Here is a 13,127-nt window from a genome sequence, read left to right as displayed (position 1 = left end):
AATTAAAATAACATGAACTTAAACATCAAAACTATCTTAAAATCTGCTATGGCCGTGACTGTGCTATCGGCAGCAGTATGGGCAGCAGCCCCAACAACAGAATCAGCAACAGCTCCTTTAGCTTTAAACCAAGCAAAAGCAAACAGCAACTACACTGTAGTAGGTCAATGGTGGAGCCCTTCGGCAGCGGCAACTTGGCCGGCAGTCTATGTAGACCTTTCAACAGGAGCACAAAGCCTGAGTAGCTCTGGTCAGGTTGCATTCTTTAGCCATGTGAATGGATCGATCAAAGCAAATTCTGGCTATTCGATCAGAACTATAACAAAAGACATATCTTCCGTTACAGCGGGAGATTGGGCTAGCGCTACTCCTGTGACATCACAAGGTAATAACGAATGGTATGCCTACGATTTAGACAGCCATGCCAACGAAGCTATCCAACCATTAACTGTATTAGTTAATGATGGAACAGGCGCTAAATATGCAGTCAAACTGCTTAACTTCAGCAATGTAAGCCAAAGAAATATTACTGGCTTAGAAGTAAAAGCAGATATCAATATCGAAGTTAAGGCACTATAGTCTTTCCTATTTTAATGAATAGAAGATCCCGCAACCTGGTGGATGGGTTGCGGATCTTTATAACCTAATCATCATCCGCATAACGATTTTTTAACCAAAAAAAATTATGCAACACTCATTTTTGAAAAAACAAATACATATCATTCAATTCCTAGCTATTTTTATGCTAGCATTAACATGCTGGTCCTGTAAAACCGAATACCCCAGCTTACCCTACAACGACATCGAATCCTTTAGCATTCAGGACGCTGATGGTAAAACCTTATCAGCTAGCATCGTGAATGACCAGATTATCTTATATTGGCCACCCTTGGTGGAGCAACCCGAAAGCATTACGCCCAATATTAAAATTTCGGAATTAGCGACAATTACGCCTGCATCTGGGACAGCAATCCAGTTACAATCCGACAAACCAATTACCTATACTGTGCGGGCACAGGACGGATCCAGCAAAAATTATACATTGGTATTCCAGTACAACCAGCCTCTGATACAGGCAAAAATGAATCTGGCCGAAGGTAAATATTACCTTAGTTACCCAAAAAATGAGAATTTGGTAGTACGAGGAGAAAATATCCTTCCAGACGAGGCGCAAACCAAGGGCTATCTGGTCGATAAGGATGGAAAAGAGACCTTACTTTCTTTTTCTCAACCTCCAACATCTTTTATCGCGCAATTCAACACTCCAGAAGATCTCAAACCAGGCATCTACCACATCAAACTGATCTCCGGACGCTACACGGTGCTCACCGATGCTTTTGAAGTATTCTTACCAACATTATACAACGTCATACAATGGCAAGGTATGTTTTATACTGGCAAAAAGGGCGGCGACCTGGTGCTGAACATAAATAGTAAAGAGACTTATGAACTTTATTTCAAGGCAGATTTTGACCATTTTATAGCGATTGATAACCTCAATAACGAATATACTATCAACAATATAGTCTTTGATGTTGCAACGATGACGATAAAGCTACCCATTCCCGTATCTGTACAGGGAAACGCAATTAAATCCTTGAAGATGATGGATAAAAACGGGAAGTTATTGTCAGAAGGTGATTTTAGTATCACTTTAAATTAATTAACGTCTTGCCTAGGATATTTTTGACCGCGTATTTTCGCTATCACGGAAGGCAATTGATCGTAGCATGTTTCGTGGCACTGATACTATGCAGCTGCAGCAAGAGCGCTTCTGTCCCAGAAGAGCCTACAGCTCCGACTTTGCCAGAGGAAACCTTACGTCAACAATATAGTAAATCGGCAGAAAAATGGCCAGTTGCCGCTTGGTACAACAATATCAAGGTACGTGAACTGGCCACTTTACCCGAAAACCCATCGAAAGATAAGGCCGAGCTAATAGCACTTGGCAAAGCCTTATTTTTCGACCCCCGCACCGGTAATGGCATGAAGACTTGCGCTTCATGTCATAATCCGGACACCTACTGGATCGACCAAAAAACAACGGCAGATGGTATCGCACTGCATCACCGCAATACACCTTCCATGGAAAATGCCTGGTACCTGGAAGGCAAACTCTTCCACGATGGCCGCGCAAAGACTTATCGAGAGCAGATTGCCGAAGCCATCAACTCCCCGATCGAAATGGGCGGCAATACAGCTGCTTTACCCGCTAAGCTGCAAGCTATACCAGGCTATCTTCGTTTATATGAGGCGGCTTACTCGAGCCAGACGATGAGCGTCGAAGGATTGCTGGATGCCATAGCAGCGTATTCAAGATCAATTAGTAGTGGTGAAACCGCCTTTGACCGTTTTATCAAAGGAGATTACCAGGCATTAAACGATACACAGCTCGAAGGCCTCCATCTGTTTCGCACAAAAGGGAAATGCATCAACTGCCATAATGGTGCCTTCTTTACAGATCTCGATTTTCATAACCTGGGCTATGCTGTTACCAGCAAAGGTGCCTTGGACAATGGTCGCTTTGAGGCGACAGGACTGGAAACAGACAAAGGTAAATTTCGCACGCCGGGTCTGCGCAATGTGATCCATACTGCACCCTATCTGCACAATGGTAGTATTTCGAGCTTAGGTGAACTGATCAACCTGCTGAGTCAGGGCATGCCCCAAAAGACAGGACAACAGATCAATGGCACCTTATCGCCGCATATTCAAAATGTCCGATTAAGCAGTAAAGAACAGGAAAATATCTTGGCTTTTTTGGAGAGTTTATCCAGTGTACCAAACAAAACAGAACGACCTGTATTGCCCTAAAATAAAAAATCCCAAAGGGGATACCTTTGGGACATTTTGAGTGCTCCACAGTAGCGGAGGCATCAAAAATTAAATAAATTGGCACAAAATTAGGCTTTTATATTAAATAAAAAAGTAAAAAAGTATTAAATTTCAGATAATTATCCATTTTGTAGCGAATCAACTACAAGGACAAGGAACAAAATGCACATTATATAATGAGTCGAATCCGCCAAATAGTTGGTCTATTAGTTACAATAACTGCTATAACAGCTTGTCAGAACGGCAGTAAAACAACAACTCTGCCCGATGAATTTATTAGTCCAAAAACAGGAACAAAAAAAGAATTGACTCTCGACTCAATCTACCTGTATGCCAAACAGCTATACCGCTGGCAGGAATCACTCCCTTCATATACCACATTTGATCCGCGGACGAAATATGCCGAAATAGAACCAGAACAAACGGCTTATGAGCGGGCACTTTTTGCCCTCAGCCAATACGCTTTGCACAAGAAAGATAGACCTTACGAATTGTCGACCATCCCCAATAAACCCAAATATTCATATTTGGAGCGTCGTCGTAACGACAAGAAAAGTAGTGGTCACATGGCCAGCATAGAAACACCCTACAGGTACGCTACACACCTGTCCTACTGGTCTGCGGGAAACAAACGGATTGCTTATGTTTACATTCCCTCCTTTCCCCAACTTCAGACAGTGAAGGCCGAACTGGATCAGCTTGCTGCCGAACTGGCTCAAAAGCAAGTTACTCATCTCATCCTCGATCTACGTCATAACGGTGGCGGTTATGTGGAGACCGCAGAATATTTAGCCAACCTCATTAGTCCAGCCAAACTGGATAAAAAAGTTATGTTCAGCGAGCAATTTCATCCGAATGTACAGCAAGGCAAAGCAAAACTACTCCTTAAACAACCCTATCTGGATGCAAATGGCAAAGTGGTCCAATACAAAGGACGCCCTGCCACACTCGCCGATGTGGATTATAGTGAAAAAGCCAATACGCATTACTTTATCAAAAAGGGACATTTCAATTCACTACAGCAGCTGTCATGCATTGTATCAGAACGCACGGCTTCGGCAAGTGAATTACTGATCAGCAGTTTCAAACCTTATATTCCGATACGCCTCATCGGTCAGCAGACTTTTGGCAAACCCGTAGGTTTTTTTTCAGTCCACATTGGAGATTTCGATGTATACCTGGCTTCATTTCTCATCCGGAATGCCAATGGCTGGTGTGATTATTTTGATGGCATACCCGTCGATCTGGCCTTAGCTCCTGTAGAAACCTCCCGCCATCCCGGGGATCCAAAGGAAGCCTGGCTTGCAGCAGCGCTAAAGGACATTACAAAAGACGAAAATCTCACAGCAATTTCATCCACGACTTATTTTCCGATGCCAGCAGACGAAAATTTGCTACTTAAAACAAACTTTAGGTTAAAGTAAGAAATTTATTGCAACTGGATTTTGTCATAATTATGTTTAAATTAAAACCATTTTTCATAGATGATAAAGCAGAAAACAGCATAAATTTGTGGAAATAAATACGAATCTTTGTATAGAATCGTTATAAATAAAAATAAGAACATGTTAAGTCAACATATCAAAGAGCAAACGCACGCAGCTCACCAAAACGTAGAAGGAACGATCGTGCGCCAATTGAAAAATATTCGTTCAGAAGCAGATTACGCAGAAGTATTAAAAGGCTTTTATGCTTATTTCCGCGCCGTAGAAGATAGCATCGCTCCTTTTGTAACCGCAGAAGTATTGCCCGATTTGGCCGAACGCCGCAACTCATCTTACATCAAAAGCGATATCGAAGCTTTGGGTGGTAACGTAGATAACTTGCCAGAAGCAAATGCTCCAGCTGTAGCAAATATACAAGAAGCACTTGCATCATTATATGTTTTGGAAGGTTCAATCATGGGTGGTCCGTATATCGTGCAGATGCTCAACAAATATGGCCTTACCAAAGGAACTTCTTTCTTCGAAGGTTATGGCGAAAATAGCCGTGAGATGTGGGCTGGATTTACAGCGGTATTAAACAAATATTCAGAAGATCCGGCGACTTATGATCGCGCAGTAGAAATTGCAAACCAAACTTTTTATAACTTTGGCGAAGTATTCACTCCTATTGCCAGTGCGAACTAAAATTGGAGTGTTCGTGTTTAATCCCATAAATGGAGCAAAAAGACAACAAATCTAAATGGCTTAAGCGTGCCGGAATTGGAGCATTTCTCTTCTTTCTGGCTAAAGGACTCGTATGGCTCGCTGTATTCTTTTTCGCAGCGAAGTCCTGCAGCATATCTATTTAACACAAAAAAAGAAGCATTCCTCTATCGCACAAAAAGTGCATCAGAGGAGTGCTTCTTTTTTAGCCCAGGCTAGCCTGTGTTTTTTTACCTCTAGCGCCAATGTATTCGGGTTGTGTTCGTACTGTGTTCGGACCACCTTCGGAGCTCAACAATCTGGTGATCATTATTGACCAAATTCCGACCAGTTAATTCCTGTTCAGGGTCTGTACGATAGCTGTACAGCACCTGTACAGCTATCGTACCGCATCCGAATAAGGTACGAAGCAGGTACGAAGCAAGTAGAAATCTGCTCCATACCGCCTGCCCTCTTACCTTATACTTTTGTAACCACTGTCCGATAAAGCTCCATCCCCTCATGGCTGATAACCTGACAAGCTATTTCTTCGCTACTGATCGAGAAAGAGAAGAACCCGTATTGATCTTTCGCAAAACGACTATACGGCAGATCGGTTTTTACAGGCGTTACCTCTGATCCTGCTCCGGAGATAAACTGATGAAACTTCTTGCCTTCTACTTTTAAGTGCTGCAGCGAATGTTCATGTCCTGAAAGGTAGATATCTACTCCTCGCTTTTCAAAGATAGACTCCAAGACTTTTCGAACCGCCAGGGTGTCGTAATTCGTCGTACGCGGCCCCGCCGTATACAGGGGATGATGACCGACGACAATTTTCCAATGGGCATCCGAATTTCCCAGTAGCTGATCTAGCCAGGCCAGCTGTTTCTCGGGTTGCTGTCCCGCAACATATGGCCCATACGCGCTGTTACTGTAAAATTCAGGAATCATCGGATTAGTATCGATAAAGGCCATCAGTACTTTTTTTCCATCCTTAAGCGCAAATGTCTTGCTGTAATAACGCGCAGGCATCTTCCAACGTCTGCTGATCGTACTATAACGTACCTGTGCATCGGGATCTGATTTATAATCGTGGTTTCCCAAAATGGGATACCAGTCCCATTGCAGCGAAAATGCGGTATAGATATTTTCAAACGAATAATGCCACAGGGGATCATGTTCACTGACCACTCCGGAAGGGTAAAAATTATCACCGGTAGAAATGATAAAGTCATTGGGATGCTGATCGGCCCATTGACCCATCTGCCCCGCTACAGCCAACTGATGGTCGGCACCATTGCGGCCCCAGTCGCCTACAGCCATAAAATGAAGATCATAGGCATCTCTGGGTTTCAAAAGCTGTTGTATATCTTCGCTTTCAAGTTGCGTAGGTTTTGTCAGACCGAAACTACTGAGCGTAATTCCGCCCAGGCCGGCTGTAATCGCCGTGCCCAGGGAATTTTTCATAAAAGTTCTGCGTTTCATCAATAGATTTTAATAACCAGGATTCTGTTGCCAGTGGGTGTTTACGTTTAATACAGTTGTTGGTACAGGGAAAATACGACGGAACTTCTCGCTCATGCCGGCAGGATACAGCGATCGGAATCCCCAGTTATCTTCAAATTTTCCGTAACGGATCAGGTCATTTCTACGCCAGGACTCATCAGCAAACTCACGTGCCCGCTCATCCAACACATCCTGCAGACTTGGGGCAGCCGTGAGCACAGGTGCATTGACATAGGCTCGGATCTGATTAACCAAAGATTGTGCGGTCTGACCATTGGTCGCGGTAGCCCCACGGAGTATAGCCTCCGCTTTCATCAACAGGATATCGGCATAGCGAAATACAGGTACATCATTGCTCTGATTACGCTGATTGGCTGATGTAACGGCTACGTCCATATAAAACTTAATGGATCTGTACCCCATTGAGCGCCCCTTTTGGTCGTTACCCACATTCAGCGTGGCCGCACCATCCGAACGCAAAGTAATTTCTTTAGTGGTCTCCAGTTGCCAATCAAACTGCGCATCTGCATCCGCAGCATTATAATCCTGATCTATGCCGCGTTTGGAAGTTCTGATCAGAAAAGGACGAGTCTTATCTTCTGTATAATTTGACCAATAATATTGCTTACCACCGATGTATGAGGCGTTCCTTTCGTCGCCTGCCAGATTAAATTTCTCCAAATAACTCGGTAATACACGAAAAGTCCCCCCAACACTTTGAGGCAATGTTGCAAACTGATTTTGGGCACTGCGATGTATCCAGAAGCGCGAATAAGTCATACCCTGCTGTTTTTCACGATCATAGGGTATGGCAAATATAAAATCCTTTACCTGATAACCATTATCGGGGCGAAACTTGGCCATAAACTTATGGCTTGTCAGGTTAAACCGTCCTGAGGAAATAATCTGGTCGCACATCGCAACCACATCATTTAATTTTTCATTTTGTGCACTTGGATTGTAATTGGCCACATCCGCAGCCGTATAAACAGCCCAGTTGAGGTACAACTTAGCCAGTAACGCTTCGGCCATATATTTCGTTGCTTTTCCATAGGTTGCTATAGAAACTGTAGTAGGTAACAAATCCTTCACAGCCAGCAATTCGGCCTCAATAAAACGGCAAATTTCAGCACGGCTTGAACGTGCGGGGACAGCATCAACAGGCCCCGTGATCAACGGTGCGGCGCCAAAATTATCCATCAGTATAAAATAATAATAAGCACGGATTGCGCGGGCAGGTGCCGTCAGCTTTTCTTTATCTTCCCCGAATAATGCAATGGCATTATTGGCTAAGGTGATTCCAGTGGAAGCATCGTTCCAGATACTTGGTAAGAGGCCGTTGTCTGCATTCCAATTGTGCAGATGGAATTCGCGGTATCGACCGCCATCAAACCAGTCTGTCCCCATGGAAACACTCACTGCCTCATCCGCCGAGAGTGTTTGGGCCATCCAATGATCGCGCCCCATTGCGCCACGATAAGCGGCATATACATCGGCAAGAATTGCCTCGGCTGCACGTTCCGAATCCGGAAATTCCGTCAGCTGTGATTTTATATCAACATCCAGATCGGTACAAGATCCCAGCGAAAAACTCAATGCTGATAAGGTTAATAAACGAATTATTAGTGTTGGTTTCATATAAATTATTTCTTGTTCTATAGGCCATGTGGCATGCTCCATTTATGTCAACAGGATTGTTTCGATAAGAAGTTTTCCATCCCACAGGTCTGTCTTATAAATTAAAGTTAAGGCCAAACATAAACGTTCGCGTCCGTGGGTAGGTCTGGCGGTTATCAATTCCCGGAGTTAGGCCTCCCAAGCCCACCTCGGGATCAATACCTTTATATTTCGTCAGCACAAATACGTTGTTCATCGTTGCATATACTCTTAGGTTTTTAATCGGTATATTTTTCATCGGTATCGTATAAGCCAACGTAACATAAGCCAAGCGCAGATAGCTTCCATTCTCCAGGTAACGATCGGATAGGTAATGTGCATTGATATCCGTCATGCGTTCGGTTTCCACAACGCTGGCAAGCACGTTTTTCTGCCCAGCATTACCAACAACATTCGAATGGCGCGCCCGGGTAGCGTTCATAATTTTCTGTCCAAAAGCACCTTGGAACATTCCGTTTAAAGAAAAATTCTTATACGAAAAGCTATTGTTCCAACCCAGTGTCAACTTGGGCTGTGGACTTCCCGTCACAGCCTGATCTTTCTTCTGTGGCGTTGTGGTTGTTTCGCCTGTACGTTCGCCTGTTTTCTCATCTCGGGTATAGAATACCGACACACCTTCATCGTTATAGCCTGCCCATTCCCAGGTATAGAACTGACCTATAGGTGCTCCCGGTGTCAGCCTCTGCTGAAAAACATTGGTCTGCCCTGCCCCACCCAGATCCGACAATTCGATATAGTCCTGCGTAAACTGCTCGTTGGCAATGCTCACCACCTTATTGGTGTTGTGTGATAGCACCAATCCGGTATTCCATTTGAAATCCTCTTTATCAATGGCCTTTGCATTCAGACTCAGTTCAATCCCCTTGTTCTCTATTTCACCAACATTGGCAGTCAGCGTTGGATAAATATATTTCGATTTGCTTACCTGATAATCATAAATCAGGTCACTCGTTTTCTTTTTATAGACCTCCAAAGACCCTGTCAGGCGATTTTTTAGAAATCCGAAATCCAGGCCTAGGTTAATCATACTGGTTGTTTCCCATTTGAGGTTCGGATTGCTATTGCGCAGCACCATCAAAGTACGTAATGGGCTTACCTGGCCATCGGCACTTACATAATCGAAAAACTTGGATGAGGCACCACGTACAGACTGCGCGGTAAATGCGTCAAAGCCCAATGAGTTGCCACTCACCCCGAAACCAGCACGCAGCTTTAAGTCATCAAAAATTCCGGTTTCACGGATGAATGATTCCTCCGAAAGGCGCCACGCTGCAGACACCGAAGGAAATGTCGCCCAACGATTGTTGGTTCCGAAAGCCGAGGAACCGTCGCGTCTTACCGTCGCCTGTAGGAGATACTTGCTATTATAGGCATAATTCACACGGCCATAAACAGATATCATACGCAAGGTGGAAAGATAATAGTTCCCAAAGCCCAACAAATCAACTACATTGGCCATACCCGGGTTATAATAACTCAAATCGTCACTGTAATAATCGGAAGTCGTCAATTGAAAGCCATCGTTATTGTTGTTCTCTTCCCATGAATAACCTGCCAGTGCAGCTACCTTATGTTTTCCGGCGAATGTCTTTTCATAACTCAGGTTCATTTCCATCACTTTCCGTTCATCTTCTACAGCTGCACGGATAGATTTGCCATTCTGACCACGTGCTGCCATCGAAAACATGGAATAGTACTGTGCATTGTTAAACTGCCTATTTTGCAGCGAAAGGTCAATATTATAGGTCAACCCGGGCAAGATCTCATAGCCCAGTTTTGCGTGCGCCTGGAGCACCTTAGTTTTAGAAAAATTTGTATTCTCTTCAATTAAAGAAAGTGGATTGGCATATTGCGAACGGTCGGCTTTTTCAAACCAGGAACCATCGGTATTTCGGACCGGCGATACAGGCAGGTAATAATACATCGCATCATAAACGCTGAGTCCCTGATCCAAAGCAAGCACATCATTCTGCTTGGTGATACTTGCGTTGATATTGAAAGAAGCCGTCAGCCGATCATTCAGCGCCTTGGTCTGCAAAAACGCTCGAGCAATCTGCCGCCCCATATCAGTCCCTTTGATAACGCCATTGTTTTTGATGGTATTGAGACTGATGCTATACTGTGTTTTTTCTGCTCCTCCAAGAATGGATATATTATGGTTGTTCGATATCCCTGTCCGCTCAACAGCTCTTTGCCAATCGGTATCTGCCCCCAAGTCGTCCGTTGGCTCCATCGAAAATCCATTATCATTGACATAAGACCGGTATTGCGCCGCATTCATCATCTCATAATGCTTAGCCACTTTATCGATCGCCAGATAGCCGTTGTAATTGATATTGGTCTGCCCTGATTTTCCACGCTTCGTTGTAACGATAATAACGCCATTGGCCGCTTTTGAACCATAAATTGCGGTCGCTGAGGCATCGCGAAGCACGTCAATAGAGGCAATATCATCGGGCGCTACCAAAGCCAGCGAAGCGCCCGGGACCCCATCGATCACATAGTAGGGTTCCATCGCTTCACCACTACGTAACGTTGAAGCTCCCCGGAGGCTAACGGAAGGCGTCGCATTGGGATTACTGTTATTGCTCGAAATCGTCAGGCCGGCAACTTTCCCCTGCAGCATCTGTGCTGGTGAAGTAAATACACCGACGTTCGCATCTTCTGCTTTGATGGTACTGATGGAACTCGTCAGATCCTTTCTGGATACACGGCCGTAACCAATGACGACCTCATCCAGTTTAACGGCACTCTGCTGAAGCTTCACACTCAACGACAAAGGCTTTCTTGCTTCAACGACATAACCCGATAACGTATCGGACTGAAATCCTACCACCGAAAACACAAATCGATACCCTGCATGTTCTACTAAATTCTGAAAATGGAATAGCCCCTGGCTATTCGTACTGGTGGTCACACTTGGACCTCCATTATCCTGAATGGCCTTAACGCTGACTCCAGGGAGAAACTCGCCCTTTTCATTTTGTACAGCCCCTTTTACTTGTTGCTGCTGCGCATGTACATGGGTAAGTCCAGCGGAAAGCAACGCAAAAATAAGCAGGTTCTTTTTTTGTGGATTTTTCTTGTTGAGCATATCTGTTAGTTGTTTAGATGTTCAGTAATTGTATTTTCCTGTTTGTATAGCGTATAACTTCCATCCGCATTGGCGACAAAGCGCAATTCATTGATCAAGCAGATTGTTGTCAAGATATCCTTCAATGAATCGTGATGTACATCAATCTCACCTGTATAATGGATGGCGGCAATACCCTTGTCACCCAAATGGATCTGTTTTTTAAATGCTGTTTCTAACGCCTTTAGCACATCAGGCATCGGTGTATTTTTCAGATTTAACAAATCTGGGGCAGCCAGACCTGGCGTGTTCAATGGCTGTTTTTTATTGACGGCTTCAATTCTTGTTGCACCTCGTGAATCAACCGTCAGCTTTTGGCCCGGGTCAGCTAAAAAAATCTGTTTGAAACCGTTTGTAAGGGAGGATACAAGCACCTTACCTGTATGTAATGCCACAGTCACAGCCTGACGCTTCAATTTGGTATTAATGGTAAAGGATGTACCAAGCGCCGTTGTTTTAGTCCCGCTGGCAAACACCGAAAATGGGCGTTTCGGATCCGATGCTACATCAAAGTAGGCTTTACCGCTAAGTTCAATATCACGGGCATTGGCAACAAAATTTTTCACATAGCGAATATGGCTTTGTGCGAACAACCGCACATGGGATCCATCGGGTAGATCCAGCGTTATACTATAGGGATTTTTATTTTCTATTGAAGTCCAGACTGTATCTTGATGCGCTATAACAGGTTTAGCTGCAGACCGCTGAGCATCTGGCTGTACAACTGAATCTTTTGTCCACCAGGTAACAAAATGGAAGGAAAAGAAAAAGAGAACTGCAGCTGCGGCACTGTATCGCAGTAGCTTTACCAAACGATATCGATGTAATGCCTTTCGATCCTGCGCTTTTTCCTGATTTTGAATGGCAGTCTGTATAAGCGTTTTCATCGTTTCAGTAGGCACAGGCTCCTCCATTGCTGTGCTATCAAATTTCTCCCAATCTTCGTCCTTGAAAAGTTCGTTCACGAGGAAGGGCATTTTCCAGATCTTCTTTTTGATCTGATGCTGCTTTTTATCATGCTTCATACTCCTATTACGCAGGCCAGCACGACATCCCTTAGTTCTTAACAATTATTTAATAAAGGGCGCCGATACTTAACATAAAGGACTTATAGCATAATGGAATAGAGATGTTGTTTGAGTTGAAGAAGTGCTTTACTGATATGCTGTTCTACAGTTTTTGTGGAAATTGAAAATTGAGCGGCAATCTCTTTATGGGAAAGACCTTCTTTACGGCTCAGTTCAAAGACCTTCCGACGCATCGTCGGCATATTCTGGATATCTTTTTCCATCATACGCAAAAGGTCTTTATTTTCAATTGCCCGGATCAGACTATCGGTAAAAGGTGTCACTGCTGTCTGCCCTTCGTATTTGAAACGTGTAGCCTCCTTGCGCAGCAGATCGATCATGACTTGCCGCGCCATACCGAAAAGCTGCAACAGAATACTGACCTGCTCGTCGAGCTTCTCTCTTTGGTTCCAGAGTTTGATAAAGGTCAGCTGCGTTACCTCCTCTGCAATATAATCCGATTGCGTACGCTTGAGTACAAAACCGTAAATCTGTCGATGGTACTTTTCGTATACGAGATTGAAGCTTTTCTGATTGGAAGATTTGATAGGCTGAATGTGTTCCATTGCGCTGTCAAAAATAAAAGCACAAGGTTTCCTCAGTATTAAGTTAAGATCAATATTAAATTAAACAAATTGAATATACAACCTCTTCAATTAGCAGAATTCACTTCTAATTGTACAAATTTTATTATAAAACAAGCAGAAATCTCCCTATAATTGCAGTCGGAATATTTCATTTCATAGTGAAATCCCCAATCAGACATGACCATTAACTGTAAAA

Annotated in this window: 11 protein-coding genes; 5 read left to right on the top strand and 6 right to left on the bottom strand. The window is 43.8% G+C overall.

The features are described from left to right. Positions 1 to 12: 12 nt before the first annotated feature. The 5 genes from M2419_RS09530 (at position 13) to M2419_RS09510 (ending at position 4,964) form a co-directional block, all read left to right on the top strand. Positions 13 to 579 (top strand): hypothetical protein, encoded by a 567-nt coding sequence (locus tag M2419_RS09530; protein WP_153847559.1) that lies wholly within the window; start codon positions 13 to 15, stop codon positions 577 to 579. Between the two features lie 163 nt (positions 580 to 742). Further along, positions 743 to 1,663 carry a hypothetical protein gene (locus tag M2419_RS09525; RefSeq protein WP_153847560.1) on the top strand — a complete coding sequence of 307 codons (921 nt, stop codon included), beginning with the start codon at positions 743 to 745 and terminating at the stop codon, positions 1,661 to 1,663. A 74-nt stretch (positions 1,664 to 1,737) separates the two neighbouring features. Continuing rightward, complete coding sequence (locus tag M2419_RS09520) at positions 1,738 to 2,814, top strand: cytochrome-c peroxidase (protein WP_259254874.1); 1,077 nt, start codon at positions 1,738 to 1,740, stop codon at positions 2,812 to 2,814. A 197-nt stretch (positions 2,815 to 3,011) separates the two neighbouring features. Then, on the top strand, positions 3,012 to 4,259 hold the full coding sequence (locus tag M2419_RS09515) for a S41 family peptidase (RefSeq protein WP_153847561.1): 1,248 nt from the start codon (positions 3,012 to 3,014) through the stop codon (positions 4,257 to 4,259). Between the two features lie 141 nt (positions 4,260 to 4,400). Continuing rightward, positions 4,401 to 4,964 (top strand): biliverdin-producing heme oxygenase, encoded by a 564-nt coding sequence (locus M2419_RS09510; protein WP_153847562.1) that lies wholly within the window; start codon positions 4,401 to 4,403, stop codon positions 4,962 to 4,964. A gap of 254 nt (positions 4,965 to 5,218) precedes the next feature. Here M2419_RS09510 and M2419_RS09505 read toward each other — a convergent pair whose 3' ends face one another. The 6 genes from M2419_RS09505 to M2419_RS09480 form a co-directional block, all read right to left on the bottom strand. Further along, entirely contained in the window at positions 5,219 to 5,485 is a 267-nt protein-coding gene (locus M2419_RS09505) for a hypothetical protein (protein WP_153847563.1), read from the bottom strand. Beyond that, positions 5,442 to 6,446 carry a metallophosphoesterase gene (locus tag M2419_RS09500; protein WP_153847564.1) on the bottom strand — a complete coding sequence of 335 codons (1,005 nt, stop codon included), beginning with the start codon at positions 6,444 to 6,446 and terminating at the stop codon, positions 5,442 to 5,444. The genes M2419_RS09505 and M2419_RS09500 overlap by 44 nt, the downstream gene beginning before the upstream one ends. 9 nt (positions 6,447 to 6,455) lie before the next feature. Beyond that, positions 6,456 to 8,105, bottom strand: a complete 1,650-nt coding sequence (locus M2419_RS09495; protein WP_153847565.1) for a RagB/SusD family nutrient uptake outer membrane protein — start codon at positions 8,103 to 8,105, stop codon at positions 6,456 to 6,458. A 94-nt stretch (positions 8,106 to 8,199) separates the two neighbouring features. Continuing rightward, on the bottom strand, positions 8,200 to 11,238 hold the full coding sequence (locus M2419_RS09490; protein ID WP_259254872.1) for a SusC/RagA family TonB-linked outer membrane protein: 3,039 nt from the start codon (positions 11,236 to 11,238) through the stop codon (positions 8,200 to 8,202). A 5-nt stretch (positions 11,239 to 11,243) separates the two neighbouring features. Next, positions 11,244 to 12,302 (bottom strand): FecR family protein, encoded by a 1,059-nt coding sequence (locus M2419_RS09485; RefSeq protein WP_153847567.1) that lies wholly within the window; start codon positions 12,300 to 12,302, stop codon positions 11,244 to 11,246. Between the two features lie 83 nt (positions 12,303 to 12,385). Continuing rightward, on the bottom strand, positions 12,386 to 12,910 hold the full coding sequence (locus M2419_RS09480) for an RNA polymerase sigma factor (protein WP_153847568.1): 525 nt from the start codon (positions 12,908 to 12,910) through the stop codon (positions 12,386 to 12,388). Positions 12,911 to 13,127: the final 217 nt, after the last annotated feature.

The organism is Sphingobacterium sp. BIGb0116, assembly GCF_024808035.1.
Classification (GTDB): Bacteria; Bacteroidota; Bacteroidia; order Sphingobacteriales; family Sphingobacteriaceae; genus Sphingobacterium; species Sphingobacterium paramultivorum.
The sequence above is the reverse complement of the archived record's forward strand: the minus strand, read 5'-3'. Positions and strand labels throughout refer to the sequence as shown.

Bases quoted from the DNA above. Each gene is read 5' to 3' on its own strand.
- M2419_RS09500 (WP_153847564.1), bottom strand. From the start codon at position 6,446: ATGAAACGCAGAACTTTTATGAAAAATTCCCTGGGCACGGCGATTACA.
- M2419_RS09515 (WP_153847561.1), top strand. From the start codon at position 3,012: ATGAGTCGAATCCGCCAAATAGTTGGTCTATTAGTTACAATAACTGCT.
- M2419_RS09525 (WP_153847560.1), top strand. From the start codon at position 743: ATGCTAGCATTAACATGCTGGTCCTGTAAAACCGAATACCCCAGCTTA.
- M2419_RS09495 (WP_153847565.1), bottom strand. From the start codon at position 8,105: ATGAAACCAACACTAATAATTCGTTTATTAACCTTATCAGCATTGAGT.
- M2419_RS09530 (WP_153847559.1), top strand. From the start codon at position 13: ATGAACTTAAACATCAAAACTATCTTAAAATCTGCTATGGCCGTGACT.
- M2419_RS09485 (WP_153847567.1), bottom strand. From the start codon at position 12,302: ATGAAGCATGATAAAAAGCAGCATCAGATCAAAAAGAAGATCTGGAAA.
- M2419_RS09510 (WP_153847562.1), top strand. From the start codon at position 4,401: ATGTTAAGTCAACATATCAAAGAGCAAACGCACGCAGCTCACCAAAAC.
- M2419_RS09490 (WP_259254872.1), bottom strand. From the start codon at position 11,238: ATGCTCAACAAGAAAAATCCACAAAAAAAGAACCTGCTTATTTTTGCG.
- M2419_RS09505 (WP_153847563.1), bottom strand. From the start codon at position 5,485: ATGAGGGGATGGAGCTTTATCGGACAGTGGTTACAAAAGTATAAGGTA.
- M2419_RS09480 (WP_153847568.1), bottom strand. From the start codon at position 12,910: ATGGAACACATTCAGCCTATCAAATCTTCCAATCAGAAAAGCTTCAAT.